The sequence below is a fragment of the Catellatospora aurea genome, from assembly GCF_042663325.1.
Classification (GTDB): Bacteria; Actinomycetota; Actinomycetes; order Mycobacteriales; family Micromonosporaceae; genus Catellatospora; species Catellatospora aurea.
Window position 1 is genome coordinate 1 of sequence record NZ_JBHTAC010000051.1, and the last position, 20,906, is coordinate 20,906.

The 20,906-nt window shown below is 70.7% G+C and carries 21 protein-coding genes and 1 tRNA gene; 14 read left to right on the forward strand and 8 right to left on the reverse strand.

The window, feature by feature from the left end; translation table 11 throughout:
- Nucleotides 1-25 precede the first annotated feature (25 nt).
- Nucleotides 26-1,834: an ABC transporter ATP-binding protein gene (locus ACFQO7_RS32145; protein ID WP_376809907.1), complete on the reverse strand. Its 1,809-nt coding sequence runs from the start codon at nucleotides 1,832-1,834 to the stop codon at nucleotides 26-28.
- Between the two features lie 106 nt (nucleotides 1,835-1,940).
- On the opposite strand from ACFQO7_RS32145, the gene ACFQO7_RS32150 reads away from it, so the two are divergent.
- Nucleotides 1,941-2,594: a ThuA domain-containing protein gene (locus ACFQO7_RS32150; RefSeq protein ID WP_376809908.1), complete on the forward strand. Its 654-nt coding sequence runs from the start codon at nucleotides 1,941-1,943 to the stop codon at nucleotides 2,592-2,594.
- A 195-nt stretch (nucleotides 2,595-2,789) separates the two neighbouring features.
- On the forward strand, nucleotides 2,790-3,419 hold the full coding sequence (locus ACFQO7_RS32155) for a hypothetical protein (protein WP_376809909.1): 630 nt from the start codon (nucleotides 2,790-2,792) through the stop codon (nucleotides 3,417-3,419).
- A 149-nt stretch (nucleotides 3,420-3,568) separates the two neighbouring features.
- Here the strand turns inward: ACFQO7_RS32155 and aceE are convergent, their stop codons facing one another.
- Entirely contained in the window at nucleotides 3,569-6,304 is a 2,736-nt protein-coding gene (aceE, locus tag ACFQO7_RS32160; protein WP_376809910.1) for a pyruvate dehydrogenase (acetyl-transferring), homodimeric type, read from the reverse strand.
- A 202-nt stretch (nucleotides 6,305-6,506) separates the two neighbouring features.
- Between aceE and ACFQO7_RS32165 the strand changes: the two genes are divergently transcribed.
- The 4 genes from ACFQO7_RS32165 (at nucleotide 6,507) to ACFQO7_RS32180 (ending at nucleotide 11,997) form a co-directional block, all read left to right on the forward strand.
- A complete protein-coding gene (locus ACFQO7_RS32165; RefSeq protein ID WP_376809911.1) occupies nucleotides 6,507-7,043 on the forward strand; it encodes a hypothetical protein in 537 nt (178 codons plus the stop codon).
- A gap of 33 nt (nucleotides 7,044-7,076) precedes the next feature.
- The gene (locus ACFQO7_RS32170) at nucleotides 7,077-7,481 is read left to right on the forward strand and encodes a secondary thiamine-phosphate synthase enzyme YjbQ (RefSeq protein WP_376809912.1); all 405 of its coding nucleotides are present in this window, start codon (nucleotides 7,077-7,079) and stop codon (nucleotides 7,479-7,481) included.
- Nucleotides 7,482-7,770: 289 nt separating this feature from the next.
- Entirely contained in the window at nucleotides 7,771-10,323 is a 2,553-nt protein-coding gene (locus tag ACFQO7_RS32175) for a glycoside hydrolase family 9 protein (RefSeq protein WP_376809963.1), read from the forward strand.
- A gap of 93 nt (nucleotides 10,324-10,416) precedes the next feature.
- Nucleotides 10,417-11,997, forward strand: a complete 1,581-nt coding sequence (locus tag ACFQO7_RS32180; protein ID WP_376809913.1) for a DUF4139 domain-containing protein — start codon at nucleotides 10,417-10,419, stop codon at nucleotides 11,995-11,997.
- 114 nt (nucleotides 11,998-12,111) lie between these two features.
- Here ACFQO7_RS32180 and ACFQO7_RS32185 read toward each other — a convergent pair whose 3' ends face one another.
- The gene (locus ACFQO7_RS32185) at nucleotides 12,112-13,026 is read right to left on the reverse strand and encodes a metallophosphoesterase family protein (protein ID WP_376809914.1); all 915 of its coding nucleotides are present in this window, start codon (nucleotides 13,024-13,026) and stop codon (nucleotides 12,112-12,114) included.
- Nucleotides 13,027-13,127: 101 nt separating this feature from the next.
- Here ACFQO7_RS32185 and ACFQO7_RS32190 point away from each other — a divergent pair, with 101 nt between their 5' ends.
- The 4 genes from ACFQO7_RS32190 (at nucleotide 13,128) to ACFQO7_RS32205 (ending at nucleotide 16,844) form a co-directional block, all read left to right on the forward strand.
- On the forward strand, nucleotides 13,128-15,446 hold the full coding sequence (locus ACFQO7_RS32190) for a thiamine pyrophosphate-dependent enzyme (RefSeq protein WP_376809915.1): 2,319 nt from the start codon (nucleotides 13,128-13,130) through the stop codon (nucleotides 15,444-15,446).
- 282 nt (nucleotides 15,447-15,728) lie between these two features.
- Nucleotides 15,729-16,172, forward strand: coding sequence for a DUF3052 domain-containing protein (locus ACFQO7_RS32195; protein ID WP_203687816.1), 444 nt, complete (start codon nucleotides 15,729-15,731; stop codon nucleotides 16,170-16,172).
- A gap of 72 nt (nucleotides 16,173-16,244) precedes the next feature.
- Entirely contained in the window at nucleotides 16,245-16,700 is a 456-nt protein-coding gene (locus tag ACFQO7_RS32200) for a peroxiredoxin (protein WP_376809916.1), read from the forward strand.
- A gap of 72 nt (nucleotides 16,701-16,772) precedes the next feature.
- Nucleotides 16,773-16,844 (forward strand) — tRNA-Val (locus ACFQO7_RS32205).
- Nucleotides 16,845-16,986: 142 nt separating this feature from the next.
- Here the strand turns inward: ACFQO7_RS32205 and ACFQO7_RS32210 are convergent.
- From ACFQO7_RS32210 to ACFQO7_RS32230, 5 genes are all read right to left on the reverse strand, one after another.
- Nucleotides 16,987-17,190: a hypothetical protein gene (locus ACFQO7_RS32210; protein WP_376809917.1), complete on the reverse strand. Its 204-nt coding sequence runs from the start codon at nucleotides 17,188-17,190 to the stop codon at nucleotides 16,987-16,989.
- Nucleotides 17,191-17,231: 41 nt separating this feature from the next.
- Nucleotides 17,232-17,555 carry a divalent-cation tolerance protein CutA gene (gene cutA / locus ACFQO7_RS32215; RefSeq protein WP_376809918.1) on the reverse strand — a complete coding sequence of 108 codons (324 nt, stop codon included), beginning with the start codon at nucleotides 17,553-17,555 and terminating at the stop codon, nucleotides 17,232-17,234.
- Between the two features lie 103 nt (nucleotides 17,556-17,658).
- Nucleotides 17,659-18,492 carry a helix-turn-helix domain-containing protein gene (locus tag ACFQO7_RS32220; RefSeq protein WP_376809919.1) on the reverse strand — a complete coding sequence of 278 codons (834 nt, stop codon included), beginning with the start codon at nucleotides 18,490-18,492 and terminating at the stop codon, nucleotides 17,659-17,661.
- A gap of 11 nt (nucleotides 18,493-18,503) precedes the next feature.
- Nucleotides 18,504-19,046, reverse strand: coding sequence for a DUF6879 family protein (locus ACFQO7_RS32225; RefSeq protein WP_376809920.1), 543 nt, complete (start codon nucleotides 19,044-19,046; stop codon nucleotides 18,504-18,506).
- Complete coding sequence (locus ACFQO7_RS32230; protein WP_376809921.1) at nucleotides 19,043-19,243, reverse strand: lipid A biosynthesis lauroyl acyltransferase; 201 nt, start codon at nucleotides 19,241-19,243, stop codon at nucleotides 19,043-19,045. The genes ACFQO7_RS32225 and ACFQO7_RS32230 overlap by 4 nt, the downstream gene beginning before the upstream one ends.
- A gap of 298 nt (nucleotides 19,244-19,541) precedes the next feature.
- On the opposite strand from ACFQO7_RS32230, the gene ACFQO7_RS32235 reads away from it, so the two are divergent.
- From ACFQO7_RS32235 to ACFQO7_RS32250, 4 genes are all read left to right on the forward strand, one after another.
- On the forward strand, nucleotides 19,542-19,751 hold the full coding sequence (locus ACFQO7_RS32235) for a hypothetical protein (RefSeq protein ID WP_376809922.1): 210 nt from the start codon (nucleotides 19,542-19,544) through the stop codon (nucleotides 19,749-19,751).
- Between the two features lie 193 nt (nucleotides 19,752-19,944).
- Nucleotides 19,945-20,220 (forward strand): hypothetical protein, encoded by a 276-nt coding sequence (locus ACFQO7_RS32240; RefSeq protein WP_376809923.1) that lies wholly within the window; start codon nucleotides 19,945-19,947, stop codon nucleotides 20,218-20,220.
- Nucleotides 20,193-20,453, forward strand: coding sequence for a hypothetical protein (locus ACFQO7_RS32245; RefSeq protein ID WP_376809965.1), 261 nt, complete (start codon nucleotides 20,193-20,195; stop codon nucleotides 20,451-20,453). The genes ACFQO7_RS32240 and ACFQO7_RS32245 overlap by 28 nt, the downstream gene beginning before the upstream one ends.
- A gap of 193 nt (nucleotides 20,454-20,646) precedes the next feature.
- Nucleotides 20,647-20,901 carry a hypothetical protein gene (locus ACFQO7_RS32250; protein WP_376809924.1) on the forward strand — a complete coding sequence of 85 codons (255 nt, stop codon included), beginning with the start codon at nucleotides 20,647-20,649 and terminating at the stop codon, nucleotides 20,899-20,901.
- The last annotated feature ends 5 nt before the right edge of the window (nucleotides 20,902-20,906 follow it).

Sequence of the window (20,906 nt, forward strand, 5' to 3'; positions counted from 1 at the left end):
AGGGTGGGGCAGGGTGGCGTGGTGGTCAGGCGGGGTCGGGGGCGGGGTCGACGAGGAACTGGTGGGCGGCGAGTTCGCGGTAGAGCGGGCTGGTGTCGAGCAGTTGCTCGTGGCGGCCGGTGGCCACGACACGGCCGTGCTCCAGCACCACGATCTGGTCGGCGTCCACGACGGTGGACAGCCGGTGCGCGATGACCACCGAGGTGCGGCCCTGCGCGACGGTGTCGATCGCCGAGCGCAGGGCCGCCTCGTTGCGCGCGTCGAGGTTGCTGGTCGGCTCGTCCAGCAGCAGGATCGGCGGCGCGGCCAGCAGCGTACGGGCGATCGCCAGCCGCTGCCGCTCCCCGCCGGACAGCAGCACGCCGCCCTCGCCGACCTGCGCGTCCAGCCCGAGCGGGGTCCGGTCGACCAGCTCGTCCAGGTTGACCGCGACGAGCACCGCGCGCATCTGCTCCTCGGACGCGTCCGGCGTGGCCAGCCGCAGGTTGTCCCGCAGCGTGCCGGCCAGCACCGGCGACTCCTGCTCGACGTAGCCGAGCCGGGACCGCAGCGTGTCGTGGCTCAGCTCGCGCACGTCTACGCCGTCGACGCGCAGGCTGCCCGAGGTCACCTCGTAGAACCGCTCGACCAGGGACAGCAGCGTCGACTTGCCCGCCCCGGACGGCCCGACCAGCGCGGTCCGCGTACCCACCGGGGCCTGGAAGCTGACCTCGCGCAGCACCGGCTCGCCGACCCTGCCCTCGGCGTCGGTGTAGCCGAAGCCGACCCGGTCGAACTCGATCGCCGGGGCGGCGGCCGCCACGCGGCCCGACCCGGCCGGGCCGGACTGCGCGGGCACGGCCGCCGGTCCGTCCGTGCCTTCGAGCGGGATGACCAGGACCTCCTCCATGCGCTGGAGCGCACCGAGACCGGCCTGCAGCTGGGTGTACGCGTTGAGCGCCTGGCCCAGCGGCATCACCAGGAAAAACACGAACAGCACGAAGGCGACCAGGTCGCCGACGGTGATCGCGCCGGACGCGACGCGCGCCCCGCCCACGCCCAGCACCAGCAGGAACGAGCCCTGGATGGTGGTCACCATGGCGGGCTGCACGATCGCCTGCAACCGCGCGATCCGCACTCCCGCGTGGTACGCCTGCTCGGCGCTGTGCGCCACGGTCGCCGTCTCCCGCGCCTCGGCCCGGCTGGCCCGGATGGTGCGCGCGGCGGTGATGGAGCGTTCGACGGCGGCGGTCATCTCGCCGATGCGCGCCTGCGCGTCGCGGGACATGCCGCGCACCTTGCGGGCGAAGTAGATGCCGCCCGACATGCCGATCACCAGGCCGATCAGGGTGACGCCGAACAGCAGCGGGTCCAGCAGCACCATCGCGGTCGCCGCGCCGACCACCATGATCGCGCCGCTGACGGTGTCGAACAGGCCGGAGGTGACCACGGCCCGCAGCAGCGTGGTGTCCGCGCCGACCCGGGACAGCAGGTCACCGGTGCGGCGCTGGTCGTACTCGGCGATCGGCAGGCGCAGCAGGTGCCCGGCCAGGCGGCGGCGCGACGTGAGGACCAGGCCCTCCGCGGTGCGCTGGAGCAGGAAGTGCCGGAAGCCGTCGACCGCGGCGACGCCGACCAGCGTGACCACCAGCGCGAGCACGCTCGGGCCGATCGGCGTCCGCGCGCCGAGCCCGTCGAGCACGTTGCGGGTCAGCACCGGCTGCAGCAGGGTGCCGGCGGTGGTGACCAGGGACAGGGCGGCGACGACGAGCAGCGACGAGCGGTGGGCGCGCAGGTACGGCCAGAGCGTGCGCAGCCCCACCTGGGGCATGGCGGCGGGAGCTTCCGGGGGCATGCCCCGACACTAGCCGCCGCCGTGCAACGGCTGTCCTGAGCTGCGGTGTCCGCACCCCACCGGGGCATGCTCGCCGGGCAGCCGGAAACCGTTTACCCTGTGCGCCATGCGTAGCGCGTTGATCGTCCGCGGTGGGGCCGAGTTCCACGACCCCGTCGGCACCACCGACAGCTTCCTGCCGTTCCTCAAGGACCAGGGCTTCACCGTCGAGACCGCCGACGACCTGTCCGTGTACGACGACACCGCGCTGCTCGCCCGCACCGACCTGATCGTCAACTGCTGGACCACCGGTGACCTCAGCCCCGACCGGGCCCGCCACCTCGACGACGCCGTGCGCACCGGCACCGGCCTCGCCGGCTGGCACGGCGGCATCGTCGCCGCGTTCACCGACCGCCGCTACCAGTGGCTCACCGGCGGCTGGTTCACCTGCCACCCCGGCGACTTCGTCCCGCACACCCTCACCGTGCGGCCAGAGCGCGCCGACCACCCGATCGTCACCGGCATCAGCACCGTCGCCCTGCACACCGAGCGCTACTGGATGCTGGCCGACCCGCTCAACGACGTCCTCGCCACCATCACCTTCCCGGTCGAGGACGGCGAACCCTGGCGCGAGCCGGTCACCCACCCCGCCGTGTACACCCGGCAGTGGGGCCGGGGCCGCATCTTCGTCTCCACGGTCGGCCACCACCTGCCCGACCTCGACATCCCCGAGATCCGCACCCTCACCGAACGCGGCCTCCTCTGGGCCGCCCGCGGCTGAACCGTGGATCTAGAAGAGTTGTGGTCGTCCCCGCGACCACAACTCTTCTAGATCCGGCGCACAGGGTGAGCCGGCCCAGCCGCGCGACACCCGCAGCCTCGGCCGGGCGTGTTCACAGGTGATTCACATCCGATCGAAAGGCAACCCGGACCTGCGCCGGACGTCGCTCTGACCTTCGCCGCGCACTGTCGGCGGATGACACGAGTGCCCTATCTAGCCGGTTGGGGCCGTAGCGGCACGACGATCATCGACAACGTGCTCGGCTCCCACCCCGGCGTCTTCACCACCGGTGAGCTGTGGTTCCTCTGGGAACGGGGGCTGCTCGGCGGGCGCAGCTGCGGCTGCGGGGAGCCGGTGCGCTCCTGCCCGCTGTGGCGGGAGGTGCTGCGCCGGGCGTACGGCTCGAACGTGCCCGACCCGCGCCTGGTCAAACGGTGGCAGCGGGAGACGGCGCGGGCCAGGCACACCATGCGCGTACTGCGGCACGGGCACCCGCTGGTGAGCGTGTTCAGCAAGCTGTACGCGGCCGTCGCCGAGGTCACCGGGGCGACCACGATCGTGGACTCGTCCAAGCTGCCCTCAGGCGCGGCGGTGCTGGCCCGGCAGCAGGCGGGCGTCACGCCGTACCTGCTGCACGTGGTGCGCGACCCGAGGGCCGTGGCCCACTCCTGGCAGCGCCCGAAACGGCAGCTGGACCGGTCGGCCCCGGCGATGCCGGTGCGGCACATCCGGGCCGGTTCCGCACCGGCACGGTTAAGGTGCGCGCCGACGAGGCCTGGCGGGACGACCTGCCCGCCTCCTCCCGCCTGGCGACCACCGCCCTGACCCTGCCCCTGATGCGCCGCTACGGCTACCCGCTCGGCGGCTGACCGCCCCCGACAGCGGCAAGGCCCCGCGACGCAGGTCGCGGGGCCTTCCCGGTTAGGAAGGGCACCTTCTACAACGCGGAGCGTTGTCAAGGTGCCCTTCCTTTCTCAGCTGTCGCCGCCGGTCTCGCCGGCGGGGGCCGCGAGGACGTCGTCGATGGCGTACTTGCGGGCGGCCTCGGCCGGGGCGGTCGCGGGGACCTCACCGGCGCGGGCGAGCTGGGCCAGGACCGCCACGACGACCGACTCGGCGTCGACGTTGAAGTGGCGGCGCAGGGCCGAGCGGGTGTCCGACATGCCGAAGCCGTCGGTGCCGAGCGAGGTGTAGTCGCCCGGGACCCAGCGCGAGATCAGATCCGGGACGGCCCGCATCCAGTCGGACACGGCCACCTTCGGGCCGGGCGCGTTCTGCAGCGCGCGGGTCACGTACGGCACCTTGGCGGGCTGGTCCGGGTGCAGCAGGTTGTGCCGCTCCGTCTCCACCGCGTCGCGGCGCAGTTCGGTCCAGCTGGTTGCCGACCACACGTCGGCGGCCACGCCCCAGTCCTCGGCCAGCAGCTGCTGGGCGCGCAGCGCCCACTGCATGCCGACACCGGACGCCATGATCTGCGCCTTCGGGCCCTCGACCGTCGCGGGCGCGTACCGGTACAGGCCCTTGAGCAGCCCGGCCACGTCCACGTCGGCGGGCTCCGCCGGGTGCACGTACGGCTCGTTGTAGACGGTCAGGTAGTAGAAGATGTCCTCCGGCGACTCGCCGTACATGCGCTTGAGGCCGTCCTCGACGATGTAGGAGATCTCGAAGCCGAACGCCGGGTCGTACGCCACCGCGGCCGGGTTGGTCGCCGCGATGAGGTGCGAGTGCCCGTCCTCGTGCTGCAGGCCCTCGCCGTTGAGCGTGGTGCGGCCCGCGGTCGCGCCGAGCAGGAAGCCGCGCGTCATCTGGTCCGCCGCCGCCCACAGGCCGTCGGCCGTGCGCTGCCACCCGAACATCGAGTAGAAGATGTACACCGGGATCATCGGCTCGCCGTGCGTGGCGTACGCGCTGCCCGCGGCCGTGAACGAGGCGACCGAGCCGGCCTCGTTGATGCCCTCGTGCAGGATCTGCCCGGCGGTGGACTCCTTGTAGGACAGGAACAGCTCCCGGTCCACCGAGGTGTACTGCTGGCCGTGCGGCGAGTAGATCTTCGCCGTCGGGAACAGCGAGTCCATGCCGAAGGTGCGCGCCTCGTCGGGGATGATCGGCACCCAGCGGTGGCCGATCACCTTGTCCTTCATCAGGTCCTTGAACAGCCGGACGAAGGCCATCGTGGTGGCGATCTTCTGCTTGCCGGAGCCCTTCTTCAGGTCCGCGTAGACCTTGTGCTCGGGCAGCTGCAGCGGGACGGGCTTGGTGTTGCGCGAGGGCAGCGAGCCGCCCAGCGCCGCACGCCGCTCCATCAGGTAGCCGATCTCGTCGCTCTTGGCACCCGGGTGGAAGTACGGCGGCTCGTACGGGTTGGCCTCCAGGGCCGAGTCCGGGATGTCGAGGAACAGGCGGTCGCGGAAGCTCTTCAGGTCGTCCAGCGTCAGCTTCTTCATCTGGTGCGTGGCGTTGCGGCCCTCGAAGTGCGAGCCCAGCGTCCAGCCCTTGATGGTCTTGGCGAGGATGACCGTCGGCTGACCGGTGTGCTCGGTCGCGGCCTTGTAGGCGGCGTAGAGCTTGCGGTAGTCGTGGCCGCCGCGCTTGAGACCCCAGATCTCGTCGTCGGACATGTGCTCGACCATCTTGCGGGTCCGCGCGTCGCGGCCGAAGAAGTGCTCGCGCACGTACGCCCCGGACTCCGCCTTGTAGGTCTGGTAGTCACCGTCGGGCGTCACGTTCATCAGGTTGACCAGCGCGCCGTCGGTGTCCTGGGCGAGCAGCGGATCCCACTCCCGGCCCCAGACGACCTTGATGACGTTCCAGCCGGCGCCCCGGAAGAACGCCTCCAGCTCCTGCATGACCTTGCCGTTGCCGCGGACCGGGCCGTCGAGGCGCTGCAGGTTGCAGTTGATGACGAAGGTGAGGTTGTCCAGCTCCTCGCGTGCGGCCAGGCCGATCGCGCCCAGGGTCTCCGGCTCGTCCATCTCGCCGTCGCCGAGGAAGGACCATACTCGCTGGTCCGAGGTGTCCTTGATGCCGCGGTGGTGCAGGTAGCGGTTGAACCGCGCCTGGTAGATCGCGTTCAGGCCGCCCAGGCCCATGGACACCGTGGGGAACTCCCAGAAGTCCGGCATCAGGCGCGGGTGCGGGTACGACGGCAGGCCGCCGCCCGGGTGCGACAGCTCCTGGCGGAACCCGTCGAGCTGGTGCTCGGTCAGGCGGCCCTCCAGGTACGCGCGCGCGTACATGCCGGGGGAGGCGTGGCCCTGGTAGAAGATGTGGTCGCCGCCACCCGGGTGGTTCTTGCCCCGGAAGAAGTGGTTGAAGCCGACCTCGTACAGCGATGCCGACGACGCGTACGTCGAGATGTGCCCGCCGACGCCGACACCGGGGCGCTGCGCCCGGTGCACGGTCATCGCCGCGTTCCACCGGATGTACGCGCGCAGCCGGCGCTCGATGTGCTCGTCGCCGGGGAACCACGGCTCCCGCTCGCTGGGGATCGTGTTGATGTAGTCGGTCGTGGTCAGCGGGGGGACGCCGACCTGCCGCTCACGAGCCCGCTCCAGCAGGCGCAACATGACGTACCGGGCGCGCTTGGCGCCTCGCTCGTCGATCACTCCGTCGAGCGACTCGACCCACTCGGCCGTCTCCTCGGGATCGATGTCCGGGAGCTGGCTCGGCAGGCCGTCGCTGATCACCGGGCGCTTGCGTTCGGTGGCCACAGGCGTTCCCTCGTAGTTGTAGTGATGATCGGTCTAGACACAGAGTTTGTCTGTTCGACCCATCCTGCCCCTCCGGTGGGGGATTCGTCACGCGTACCGGCACGCGATGCGACACGCGACACGCATACTGACCAGTAACATTTCGGTCGGCTTCACGACCGGGGGAGCGCTCCAGTGGCGTGCGCCGATTAGATTGCCGCCCATGCGACGACTCCTCGGTCTCCTTCTCATCGCATACGGATTCCTGCTCGCCGTCAACACGACCTTCCCGCTGCTGGCCGACCTGGGCGGGGAAAAAGTGACGGCAGGGAACAACGGTGATGCTTTGATCTGCCAGCAGGACCTGCTGGCCCCGCCGTACGCGGGCATCTACGGCAACTGCGAGCTCAGCTGGGTCAACGGACCGCTGCGGGACAGCGGCCGAGTGGTCGGCCGGGACGTCGCCGCCGCGCTCGACGCGAACAAGTCGGCGGTCCCGGCGGTCGCGATCACCGGCATGGACGGGTACGCCTTCATCGCGCCCACGGGCCTGGAGCGCGTCGCCGGCTTCGCCGCCCCGCTGGTGATCGTCTTCGGCCTGATCCTGCTGTTCGCACCGCGCAAGCGCCGCCGTCGCCGCGGTGGCCACTCGCACGGCGACCACGACCACGACGATGACGACTACGACAGCGACGACTCCGGCGACTCGGGTGACTCCGGCGGCGACGGTGGCGGCGACGGCGGTGGCGGCGGCGACTGACCGCCCGGCGCGGTGCTGTCCTAAGTTGTTCCCATGGACAGCACCGTGCTCACCGTCCGCACCGGCTCGCACGCGAGCGTGGTGGATCTGACCGACGAGGCCGCGAAGTTCGTCGCCGGCCGGGGCGACGGGCTGCTGCACGTGTTCGTGCCGCACGCGACGGCCGGGATCGCGATCATCGAGACCGGTGCGGGCAGTGACGACGACCTGCTCACGGCGCTGGAGCACGTGCTGCCCGCCGACAACCGCTGGCAGCATCGGCACGGCTCACCCGGCCACGGGCGCGACCACGTGCTGCCCGCCTTCGTGGCCCCGTACGCCAGCCTGCCGGTCCTGAACGGGCGCATCGCCCTGGGCACCTGGCAGTCGATCTGCCTGGTCGACACCAACGGCGACAATCCCACCCGCCAGGTCCGCCTCTCCTTCCTCGCCGGCTGAAACTTTCGGCCCCCCGCCCGCGCAAGGTCATCCGACTTGCCAGGCACCTGTGCATATCTTGCGCGCCCAATCGCCCACCTGCCTGGCAAGTCGAGCGATCTTGAACTCGGGTGGGGCGCGTTGTGAGAGCGCGGGCCGGGTAGGTGATTGACACCCCGGAAATGTGGCGGCAATAATTCATGGGCGCAGATGGGAGCGCTCCCAGATCATTGGCGCATTCCGGCTGCTCACGCCCGCTTTCGATGCACCACCGATCGCTCCATCGAAAGGACCCCCAGTGCGTAGACCCGTGCTGATCGCGCTGGCCGCCGTGGCCGGGCTCGTGTCGACGAGCCTGACCGCCGCCGCCGCCTCGGCAGACGCCCCCGAGCAGATCGTCAACGGCACCTTCACCTCCGGCCACGCCCCCTGGTGGGGGACCGGCAACATCACGCTCGACTCCAGCAGCGGGCAGCTGTGCGCCGACATCCCGGGCGGCACCGTGAACCCGTGGGACGTGATCATCGGGCAGGACAACATCCCGCTGGTCGCGGGGGAGACCTACAGCTACAGCTTCACCGCGAGCGCGACGCCGGACAAGGTCGGCAAGGCGCTCATCCAGCTCCCGGTGGACCCGTGGACGCAGTTCCTGGCCGCGAATCCGCTGATGACCGGCACTGCCACCGGCTACTCGTACACCTTCACCGCGCCCGTCTCCCTTCCGAACGCGCAGGTGGCGTTTCAGATCGGTGGCAGTGCCTCCCCCTGGCGTCTCTGCCTCGACGACATCTCCCTCAAGGGCGGCGCGGAGCCCGAGGTCTACGAGCCCGACACCGGCCCGCGGGTGCGGGTCAACCAGGTCGGCTACCTGACCAAGGGCCCGAAGAACGCCACCGTGGTGACGGAGGCGACGGCGGCGCTGCCCTGGCAGCTGAAGAACGCCGGCGGCGACGTGGTCGCGAGCGGCAACAGCACGCCGCGCGGCGTGGACGCCAGCTCCGGCCAGAACGTGCACTCGATCGACTTCAGCGCGTACGCGGTCGCGGGCACCGGCTACACCCTGGTCGCCGACGGCGAGACCAGCCGCCCGTTCGACCTGGCCGGCAACCTCTACGCGGGGCTGCGCGACGAGGCGCTGAAGATGTTCTACACCCAGCGCTCCGGCATCGCGATCTCCGACGCCCTGCGCCCCGGCTACGGCCGCCCGGCGGGCCATGTCGGCGTCGCGCCGAACAAGGGCGACACCTCGGTGCCCTGCCAGCCGGGCGTCTGCGACTACTCGCTCGACGTCTCCGGCGGCTGGTACGACGCCGGTGACCACGGCAAGTACGTCGTCAACGGCGGCATCTCGGTGTTCCAGATGGTCAACGAGTTCGAGCGCGGCAAGTGGGCGGCGACCGCCCAGGCGTTCCCGGACGGCCAGCTGAACCTGCCGGAGAGCGGCAACGGCGTGCCGGACATCCTCGACGAGGCGCGCTGGCAGCTGGAGTTCCTGCTGAAGATGCAGGTCCCGGCGGGTAAGCCGCTGGCCGGCATGGCCCACCACAAGATCCACGACAGCGAGTGGACCGGCCTTCCGCTGCTGCCGAACCTCGACGACAAGCAGCGCGAGCTGCACCCGCCGTCGACCGCGGCGACGCTGAACCTGGCCGCCGCGGCGGCGCAGGCGGCCCGCGTGTACGCCCCGTACGACGCGGCCTTCGCGGCCCGTAACCTGGCCGCGGCCCGCACGGCGTACGCGGCGGCGCTGGCCCACCCGGCGATCTACGCCAGCCCGTCCGACGGCACCGGCGGCGGCACCTACGACGACGTCGTCGTGACCGACGAGTTCTACTGGGCGGCCGCCGAGCTCTACCTGACCACGGGTGAGAGCCAGTACCTGTCCGCGGTGACCGGCTCGCCGCTGCACACCGCCGACGTGTGGAGCAGCAACGGCTTCGGCTGGCAGTCGCTGGCCGCGCTGGGCCGTCTCGACCTGGCCACGGTGCCCAGCGCGCTGCCCGGCCGGGCCGCGGTGCGTGCCTCGGTGGTGTCCGGCGCGGAGGAGTACCTGGCCGCGATCGAGGCGCACCCGTACGGCGTGCCGTACCAGCCGGCGAACAACTCCTACGACTGGGGCTCCAACAGCCAGATCGCCAACAACCTGGTGGTCCTGTCGACGGCGTACGACATCACCGGCCAGGACCGGTTCGCCGACGCGGTGACGCAGGGCGCGGACTACCTGTTCGGCCGCAACGCGCTGAACCTGTCCTACGTGACCGGCTACGGCGAGGTCCACTCGAAGAACCAGCACAGCCGCTGGTATGCCCACCAGCTCAACCCGGAGCTGCCGAACCCGCCGAAGGGCACCCTGGCCGGCGGCCCGAACTCGTCCATCCAGGATCCGCTGGCGCAGCAGAAGCTGACCGGCTGCACCGGGCAGTTCTGCTACCTCGACGAGATCGACTCGTGGTCCACCAACGAGCTGACCATCAACTGGAACGCCCCGCTGGCCTGGGTGGCCGCCTTCCTCGCGGGCCAGGGCGACGGCGCGAGCGCGCCCGCGCCCACCTGCAAGGTGACCTACACCAAGCACGGGCAGTGGCCGGACGGGTTCAACACCCAGATCACGGTCAAGAACACCGGCTCCACCGCGGTCAACGGGTGGACGCTGAAGTTCTCGTTCCTGGGCGCGCAGTTGGTCGACGACGTCTGGAGCGCCGCGGCGACCCAGTCCGGTGCGACGGTCAGCGCGAGCAACCTCGCCTGGAACAAGGTCATCGCACCGGGGCAGTCGGTGACCTTCGGGTTCATCGGCGACACCGCGAGCGGCCCCAACCCCGACCCGGCCCTGTTCACCCTGAACGGCGCCGCCTGCTCGTAACACCTCCTCCCCAGGGGCGGTCGCGGCCACAAGCCGCGGCCGCCCCGCCCCATTGGGGCGCTTCGCTCAGGCCGGTTTGGGTAGCCTCGTTTCATGAGCGAACGATTCACGGGATCGGACGGCCCCGACCTCGTCGACGCCCCGATCGTCGCGGTGACCGTGTTCCCCGACCGGGCGCGGGTGACCCGGCGCGCCACGGTGACCCTGACCCCCGGCGAGCACCGCGTCCCGTGTGGACCGCTGCCGCTGAACCTGCTGCGCGACTCGGTGCGGGTGTCCGGACACGGCCCGGCCGCCGTCGCCGGGGTGAACGTGGTGACCCGCCGCGAGCCGGTGGCCACGCACACCGCCGTCGTCGAACTGGAGGCGGAGCTGCGCGAGATCGAGGCGGTGATCGCCGTGCTCGACGACGCCGACACGGTCGCCACCGCCCGGGAGCGTTTCGTGGGCAGGCTGGCCATGCGCGGCGCGGGCACGCTGGCCACCGGCGAGCCCGGGGCGGCGGCACGCTTCGCCGACGGGCTCGACGAGCAGCTCACCGCGATCCACGCGGGCCGCCGTAGCCGCGAGCGGGAGCGGTTCGACCTGCACCGCCGCCGGGAGGCGGCCGAGCGGCGGCTGATGGACCTGCGCGGCAGCACCCGCCCCGACCGGCTGGCCGCCGAGATCCTGCTGGAGGTCGACGAGCCGGGCGAGATCGAGCTGGAGCTGTCGTACGTGGTGCCCGGCGCGAGCTGGAGCAGCGGCTACGACCTGCGGCTGGCCGGTGACGCGCTCACCCTGACCTGGCACGGCATGATCACCCAGCGGACCGGCGAGGACTGGCCGGAGTGCGCGCTCAAGCTGTCCACGGCCCGCCCCGCGGGCGCGCTGGAGGTGCCCGAGCTGGACCCGTGGTTCGTCGACGTGGAGCGCCCGATGCCCATCGCCTACGCCGCAGCCCCGATGGCGATGTCCGCCCCGCCGCCGCCCGCCCCCGGGGCCGCACCGATGCAGACGATGATGCCCAAGGCGCGGGCCGCGGTGCGGGAGACCAGCGCGAGCGTGGAGGAGGGACCGGTCGCGGCCACGTACACCCCGCTCAAGCCGGTGGCCGTGCCCGCCGACGGCACCGCGCACCGCACCCTCATCGCGCGCTTCGACCTGTCCGCCCGCCTCGACCACATCACCGCCCCGGTCCGCGCCGAGGAGGCCACCCTGCGCGCCACCGTGCTCAACACCTCCGGCCACACCCTGCCCGGCGGCACGGCGGCCCTCTTCCACGAGGGCGACTTCGTCGGCTCCACCCGCCTGGAGCCCTGGGCCCCCCAGGAGGAGCGCGAACTGGCCCTAGGCGTCGACGACCGCGTCCGCGTCGAACGCGAGCTCGTCCGCCGCGCCGCCGGCAAAGCCACCCTGGGCTCCTCTCGCCGCACCGACGCCGAATACAAGATCACCGTCGCCAACCACACCCCCCGCGAGATCGCCGTCACGGTCCTCGACCAGCTCCCGGTCTCCCGCGACTCCCAGATCACCGTCAAGGAACTCCACGCCAAACCGGAGCCCACGGAACGCTCCGACCTAGGCGTCTACACCTGGAAACTCACCCTCGCCCCCAACACCACCCAGGAGATCCACTTCGCCCTGCGCGTCGAATCCGCCAAGGGCGTCGCCATCTCCGGCTGGCGCGACTGACCCGAAAGACCGCGACGATCTTGCGCGGACTGTGGGGACGACACGCCCGGACAGGGCATATTCCCAACAGTTCACGCAAGATCGTCGCGGTCTTGGCGTCGGCGGGCGGGCGGGTCAGTGGCAGGTGGCCAGGCCCTGGTCCTGGAACGTGCTGCCGGTGGGGGAGACGAACTTCCAGGTGTAGAAGTCCTGGTAAAGGGAGAGTTTGAGGACGCCGAAGGTGTCGGCGTTGCGGGCTCGGGAGTTGGCGGCGATGGTCTTGCTGAAGCCGTTGAGGCCGCCGCCGCCGGTGCCGACGGTGAACTGGCGGACGCCGTTCTCCTTGTCGAGTTCGCCGTCGGGGGTCTGCGGGGCGAAGCGCTCGTAGTGGTGGTTGTGGCCGTTGAGGACGATTTCGACGCCGTGGTCGTAGAGGAGCTGGAAGAAGGGCTTCACGCGGGGGTCGGCGCCGTGCTTCCAGCCTGAGGTGAACAGGGGGTGGTGCCACATGGCGACGGTGCACTTGGCGTCGGAGGACTCCAGTTCCTCGCGCAGCCAGTCGGCCTGTTCGGAGTCGTCCTCGCAGTCGACGAGGTCGCAGGTGGAGTTGAGCACCAGCACCTGCCAGCCGTTCAGCTCGTACGAGTACCAGCCCTTGTCCTTCTCGCCGGCGGCGTCGCCGAAGTAGTCGTAGTAGGGGCCGCCGTTGTCGGTGCGCATGTCGTGGTTGCCGATGGCGGGGCGGGTGCGGTCCTTGTGGCGGCCCCAGTACGGCTCGTAGCACTTCTGGAACTGCTCGGCGGTGCCGGCCACGTACGCGTTGTCGCCGAGGGTGAACACGGTGCCCGGGATCCGGTCCAGCAGCTTCGCCGTGGCCTCGTCGCCGTCGCTGAGGCAGCTGCCGATGTCCCCGGCGCCGACCAGCACCGCGGGTTCCTCGGCGGCGGGTGCGGCGTTCGCGGCGGGCTGGGCGGGCGCTAGGGCGGCGAACAGGCCGAGACCTGCGGCGGCGAACAGGAGGCGGCGGGCACGGGGGGACCGGTGAACCATGACGCAGATTATGAGTAAATCTGGATAAATCGTCCATCTTGTGCAGTGGTGTGGCGTGTCCGATCACCGATCCGGGTGGTCGCCCCCGCCCCCTCTGGGTAATGCTGTGCAGCGTGAGCACCTCTCATGATCTCGACGAACGGTTCCGGAGCGCGCTGGCGGCGTGGACTGCCGGCACCCCGCCGAACGGCGATCCGCATGCGACGGTGCGCCCCGACAGCGGCCTCACCGGGTCCATGGCCAGGGAACTCTTCGACGCGCAGGTCACCAGCCGGCACCTGGACCTGGCCGCGCGGCGGCTGCGCGCCGACGGTGCCGGGTACTACACCATCGGCTCGGCGGGCCACGAGGGCAACGCGGGCGTCGCCGCGGCGCTGCGCCCCACCGACCCGGCGCTGCTGCACTACCGCTCCGGCGCGTTCTACGCCGCCCGCGCCGCCCAGCTCGCCGAGGGCAAGGTCGACGCCATCCGCGACGTGCTGCGCGGCGTCGTGGCCAGCGCCGCCGAACCCATCGCGGGCGGGCGGCACAAGGTCTTCGGCAGCACCGACCTCAACATCATCCCCACCACCTCGACCATCGCCTCGCACCTGCCCCGCGCGGTCGGCCTGGCGTTCGCCGTCGAGCGCTCCCGGCAGGGCCTGGACGCCCGCCGCGGCCGGCACGCCGCCGAGGACGGCGGACCGGCGCTCGTGCCGCCCGCCTGGCCCCGCGACGCCGTCGTGCTGTGCTCGTTCGGCGACGCCTCGGTCAACCACGCCAGCGCCGCCGCCGCCTTCAACACCGCGGGCTGGTCCGACTTCACCGGGCTGCGGCTGCCGCTGCTGTTCGTGTGCGAGGACAACGGTCTCGGCATCAGCGTGCGCTCGCCCGCCGGCTGGGTCGGCGAGACCCTGCGCGCCCGCCCCGGCCTGCGCTACTTCCACGCCGACGGCTGCGACCTGGCCGACACGTACGCCGTGGCCCGCTCCGCGGTCTCCTGGGTGCGCCGCCACCGCCGCCCCGCCGTGCTGCACCTGCGCACCGTACGGCTGATGGGCCACGCCGGGGCCGACGCCGAGCTGGCGTACCGCACGACCGCCGAGATCGAGCACGACCTGGCCCTGGACCCGCTGCTGCGCACCGCGCGGCTGCTCGTCGACGCCGGGCAGGCCAGCCCGATGGAACTGCTCAGCCGGTACGACGAGATCGGCTGGCGGGTGCAGCAGGCCGCCACGGGAGTGCGCGACGAGCCGAAGCTCGCCTCCGCCGCCGAGGTCGTCGCCCCGCTGGCCCCCCGCCGCCCGCTGCGCGTCGCCAAGACCATCGCGCGGGCCGGGGAGCGGGCCGCCGGGGCCGCGCTCGCCGAACGCCACCGCATCTTCGGCGGCAAGCTGCCCGAGCAGACCGGCCCGCAGACGCTGGCCCAGGCCGTCAACGCCACCCTCGCCGACCTCATGATCAGCCACCCGCAGGCCATGGTCTTCGGCGAGGACGTGGCCCGCAAGGGCGGCGTCTACGGGGTCACCAAGGGCCTGCGCGAGCGCTTCGGCCCGGCCAGGGTGTTCGACACCCTGCTCGACGAGACGTCCATCCTCGGCCTCGGGCTCGGCGCCGGGCTCGGCGGGCTGCTGCCCATCCCCGAGATCCAGTACCTGGCGTACCTGCACAACGCCGAGGACCAGCTGCGCGGCGAGGCGGCCAGCATGCGCTTCTTCTCGCAGGGGGCGTACCGCAACCCGATGGTGGTGCGCATCGCCGGGCTCGCGTACCAGAAGGGCTTCGGGGGGCACTTCCACAACGACCACTCGGTGGCCGTGCTGCGCGACATCCCCGGCCTGGTCGTCGCCGTGCCCTCGCGCGCCGACGACGCCGCCGCCATGCTGCGCACCTGCGTCGCCGCGGCCGAGGTCGACGGCACGGTCAGCGTCTTCCTGGAGCCCATCGCCCTCTACCACACCCGTGACCTGCACACCGACGGCGACGGCGGCTGGTTGAGCCCGTACGCCGCGCCCGACCGCTGGGCCGACACCCACGTGCCAGTCGGCCGTGCCCGCAGCCACTCCTACGGCACCGGCGACCGGCTCACCGTGCTCACCTTCGGCAACGGCGTGCGCATGTCCCTGCGCGTCGCCGCCCGCCTGGCCGAGGAGGGCCACGGCTGCCGCGTCGTCGACCTGCGCTGGCTCGCCCCGCTGCCGCTCGCCGACATCGTGCGCGAGGCCGGGGCCACCGGCCGCGTCCTGGTCGTCGACGAGACCCGCCGCTCCGGCGGCGTCGGCGAGGGCGTGCTCGCCGCGCTCGTCGACGCCGGCTACGTCGGCCTGGCCCGCCGCGTCGCCGCCGTGGACACCTTCCTGCCGCTGGGCCCCGCCGCCGACCACGTCCTGGTCGGCGAGGACGCCATCGAACGCGCCGCCCGCGCTTTGCTGGCCGCCTGAGCTTTGTGCCAAGATCACTCGAATTGCCCGGCAAGTGGGCTTAAAACGGTGGAAGATACGCACAGGTGCCCGGCAAGTCGGACGATCTTGGACGGATGTGGTCCCCGCGCCGACTCCGGCAGCGCCTGAACCGCGTTTTTGGCGACCCGCCGAGGCCGCCACTTGCGCTGGACGCTAGAACTGTGTGGACTACCCGCAGTCGGCTGTGACGCCGACGACAATAATCGAGTGACCCCGCAACGAACCGCGGGTGTCCGGAAAACGAAGAGGAGGCACAAGACAGTGAGCGCGACCGCTGGTCAGGCCGCCGAGGGCGTACGCAGCCTGGCGGACCGGTTCGGCATCGAGCCGGACATGGTGGTCATGGAGATGGGGTACGACGACGACGTCGACCACGAGCTCCGTGACGCCCTGGCCGACGCATGCGGATCTGATCTGGTGGACGAGGACACCGACGAGGTCGTCGACGCGGTGCTGGTGTGGTACCGCGAGGACGACGGTGACCTGTTCGAACTGCTGACCGACGCCATCTCCCCGCTCGCCGAGAGCGGCGTGGTGTGGCTGCTGACCCCGAAGTCGGGCCGGCCCGGGCACGTCGAGCCCAGTGAAATCGCCGAGGTGGCACCCACCGCGGGACTCTCCCAGACTTCCACCCTCAGCGCCGGCAAGGACTGGAGCGCGGCGCGGCTGGTGGCACCGAAGGCGGCACGCGCGTCCAAGCGCTGAACCCCGCCGCGGACCTTCGAGCGGCCTGCCCCGAGCGGCAGGCCGCCAGGGAAACCTGCGACCATGGAGCACATGATCGAGGTAGGCGTGGTTGCGCCCGATTTCGTGCTGAAGGACCAGAACAACCAGGAAGTACGGCTGTCCGACTTCCGGGGCGCGAAGAACGTGCTGCTGGTGTTCTATCCGCTCGCCTTCACTCGTACCTGCGAGGGTGAGTTGTGCGAGATCCGGGACAACCTGAACGACTTCGTCAACGAGGGCACGCAGGTACTGTCGATCAGCGTGGACTCGGTGTTCGCGCACAAGGTGTGGGCCGGGGAGCAGGGGTATGAGTTCCCGCTGCTCGCGGACTTCTGGCCGCACGGGGGTGTGGCGCAGGCGTACGGGGTCTTCAACGAGGACCGGGGGTACGCGAATCGGGGGACGTTCGTCGTCGACAAGGCGGGGGTCGTTCGGTATGCCGAGATGAACCTGCCCGGTGACGCGCGTGACCAGGAGGCATGGCGCAAGGCGCTCGGGGCGCTCTGAGCCGTAAGTCCGGTGAGGGCGGGGTCGGCGGTCAGGTAGGATGTGCCGGTTCGTGTCGGCGCAGGCCGAAGCGGGCGTGTAGCTCAGCGGGAGAGCATCCGCCTTACAAGCGGAGGGTCGCAGGTTCGAACCCTGCCACGCCCACAGCCCAGGAAATGTGGCTCTGACCAGCAAGAATGGTCGGAGCCGCGTTCCGTTTCGGGTCCGGGGCGTGTTTGGCTGAGTCCGACTCCACGACCGTTTACGAAAACATGGCGGGAGCTCTCGGAGCGGCAAATACGGACTGTCAGTCGTCGAGTTGAACACCGCGCGCGAGCAGGTTCTGCCTGTACGCGGCGCGGCCGAGGCCCACGGCGTACAGAATGGACATGATCGTCAGAAACGCCCCTGCGAACGCGCCCGTCGTCAGGAGCATCATCACCGGAACGATGCCGAAGATGACAACGCCGCATAGCCAGGCCCAGTACGGCATCTTGTTGAGCGAGGTCATGACGGAGTTATACCGGAGTTATACCGCTGACACTCTCTCGACTATTCCGCGCTGACCGCGGTGCGCGCCCATTCGATGCACGCGGGCGCGGCTGCGGTCATGGCCACAGCGGTGATCTGAGGGTTCTGCCAAGGATGATGTGCTGCGAGATACTTCTCGACCTCGGGATACCGGTCCTCGGTGGTGATGAACACGGCCTGCCACTCCTCGCCGGTGCCGTACTCTCCGAGGTGCCAGAACACTGATGTCACCGGGCCGACTACCTGTGCGGACGCGGCCAGTCTGGCCTGGACCACCGCACCGGCGAGCACGACCGCGTCGTCACGATGTTCCGTTGCCGTGGTCACCTGAATCAGCCCGGTCATGCCGACAGCCTCTCATTTCGGCTTTCTGCTGGGTACTCCGCCGGGGTTCGGCCTCGTATGGAAGTGTCGACACATCTCAATGGCATGGCACCGACTCCGGGTGTCAGCGGCGCGCGGCGGCGATCAACGCCATAGCGTCCGCACCTGTCGCCGCGAACTCCCACAGACGACCAAGCGCGCGAGCGTACGCTGCCGACTCGTCCTCCGAACAGACCAGCTCGGACGTGATCGTCTCGACGATCGCCGTGGAGTCGTACAACTGGAACGCGTTCTGCGGCGTGATCGGCAACTGCGCGGCGAACGGCAAGATCCCGAACCGCACGTGCGGCAGGTCGACCGCGCTCATGAGCCGGTCCAGCTGCACCCGCATGACGTCCGGCGGGCAAAGCTGCCAGTGCAGAACCGGTTCGGCGAGCAGGAACGTGAACTGCTTGCCGGTGTCGTAGAGGTGCCGCTGCCGCTCCAGCCGGGCCGCCACCGCGGCATCGACGTCGTCGACGTCCAGGCCGTGCAGCTCGACCATCTCGCAGAAGACCCGGCGGGCGTATGCCGGCGTCTGCAGCAGGCCAGGCACGTACGCGGTCTCGAAGTGGGTGATGGCCGTCGACTGTGCGACCAGGTCGTTGTACGACCGCTGCACCGGCGCGACACCGGCGCGCATCCGGCGGCGCCAGTCGCGGTGCACATCACGGACCGCAGACAGCAGTTCGCCGAGCTCCTCCTGAGCGACAGCCGGAGCGCCGCAGACACTGACCCAGGTGCCGAGGTCGGCGACCGTGGGCAGTTGCTTGCCGTTCTCCAGCCGCGACACCTTGGACGCCGCCCAGCCGGCCGCCGCGGCGAGTTCTTTGCCGGACAATCCGGCGGCCTCGCGCAGCGTGCGCAGCCGCTCGGCAATGCCGCCGGGCTGGTTCAGCAGGTCATCAATCGTGGGCATGGGACTCCGGGCTATGCGTCGGCACCCACCGGATGGGGGGTGCTGTGGTGGGCTGCCAGGTCCCGCCACGCTCGCGCCTGCGCCACAGTATCGGAGTCGGCGACGATCTCTGACGTCAGGCGGCGTCCGTCGGTGTCGAAGGTCATGACGACCAGCCACGCGTCGTCGAACAGCCACCAGTCACGGTCGCCCGCCGCCGGGAGCAGCCCGACCTCGTGTGCGCGGGTGCGCGTCAGGTACCGGATGCTCTCCCCGGCCGCCGTGTTCCATGCGCCGATCCAGCGCTCCCAGCGCTGGTAGTCGGTCGGTGGGTCCTCCTGCACGCGGACGCGCTCGACGGTACGGCCGGCGGCGGTGTGCACCTGGATCTGGTCGTACCAGTCGGCGAGGTCCGGCACCTCGATCGGCGGCTGGGGGTCGCCCGCCTGCCATCGGGCGAAGGTCGCCGCCTCGCTCGGTTCGAGGTAGGCCCGCTGCAGTTCCAGCCGGAACGCGCTGGTGTGGAAGCGGCTGAACACGGCGGCGAACTCCGCGTCGGTCAGGGGCACGGTCACGCCCCGGGCCGCAGGCGGTCGAGGACATTCGCCGGGACGAAGACCGCGTCCTCGTTGTCGGCGAGTTGCCGCAGCTGGGCGCGGTCGGCGTCGGTGAGCTTCACGCCCTGGACCACGTAGCCGCCGTCGACGGCGTAGAGGGTGGGGCAGCCACCGCCCCCGGAGCTGGAGTCTTTCCACAGGAACTGCAACTGCATGGCCTACTCCTCGGTTCGTCATCCGTCTATGTCGATGGTTGCAGTGGATTGCTTGATGCGCAACGACCCTATCCACGTGCGGGTGAGAGAGCTGGTGTGGGCGTTACGGGACCCGGCACTCGCCATCGTACAGCAATTGCGAGCAATTGCTTGACTCAGGCGCGTCGGCTGTGGACACTCGAGGAAGCACCGGGGGCTGGGTTCACCGACCCAGGCAGACAACGCTCGGTGCCCGGATCGGCATCGGGCCGGTGTGAACAGCTCCAACAGCCCGTGTTCTACCGAGGAGGCGACCACCATGGACGTTCTGTTCACTGCGATCTGCGCAGTGATCGTCGGCGCGATTGCCGGCTGGACCACGAGCAAGCGGGCGGCGCACTGGTGCCAGGACTGCGGCGGCACACTGCCGTTGCGCCATCGCGCCGGCGAGGGATGCCGTGCCGACCGCCGGGCCGACATCGCCTCGTACGCGGACCACCTCGCGACCGAGCCGGGGGCGCGCCTGTGAGCACCCTGACCGCGCTCCCACCGATCAGTGACGCGGCCGCCGCGCGCCTGCACCGGCAGCTCAGCGAGCACGCTGCGGCTGCCACCGGACCCTGTCGGCGGTGCCACCAGTGGCGGTGCATGCCGTGGCGGGACGCGTACGCCGAGCTAGCCGCAGCCGGACGCATCGCACCGATCCAGTGGAGAAGGCCGACGTGACCGAACATATGACGTACGAGCTTCCGGTCGACCATCCCGAGCCGCAGATCGGCGACGTGCTGCAGGTCCCGCATTACCTGGTCGACCGGCCGCCCGTGCTGGTGACCGTCACTCGGGTCGACGCGTGCGTCAGTCTGCGGCCGTCGGCATGGTGGGTGTTCGGGCAGGAGCGAGCCGGTTACGGCGTCCGGGTCTACGTGCACAGGCAGCACCCGCAGCGCGGCGAGCAGGCCGAGGGGGCGACGTGGCGGGATCGGCTGCGAGCGGCCTGAAGTCGCGCCCCGCCACCGCGGGCCCCCAGCCGGGCGATCTGCTGCACATCACGCGCGAGGCGAGCGTCCAGTTCCAGCAGTCGATGATGTTCCGGCTGATCCGCGTGCACGACTGGACGACGTACGACGGCTGGGTGTGGCTCGACGGCTACCAAATGAACGCGGCCGGGGACGCGGTCGAGCGGCGCTCGTTCTTCGTGCAGTGCTCGGGCCTGCGTTTCGTCCGGGGCTAGGTTCTATGTGCGGGACAGGGCCTGGCGAATCACCCGACCGGCTCGGCGACAACACGCGGCGTCCTCCCCGGATACCTCGCCGGGGTTCGGTATCCCAACAGCAGCGGACGCCTCCTGATCGGCAAGATCGGTCAGAGGCTCGATTCGCTGAGACGGTATCGCCGTGGCGAGTGCCTGCTAGCGTGCCGTTCTCATGAAGCACTTGAAGTCGTCCCTGGGGAAGATCGCCGTCTGGCTCGGCATCGCCGGGTTTGTGCTGCTGCTGGCCAGCTTCAGCAGCCGGGTCACCACTGGGATCGACATCCAGCATGGTCGCGTCTACCTGCTGGTCATCAGCTTTGCCGTGCTCACCTGGGCGGTGGTGTTCGGTGTGGGCGAGGTGATCATCCGGGAGCTGAGGGAGCATGAACTGACGCGCCGCGTGCTGCGTGGTGCCGGGGCGGAGTAGCCGCA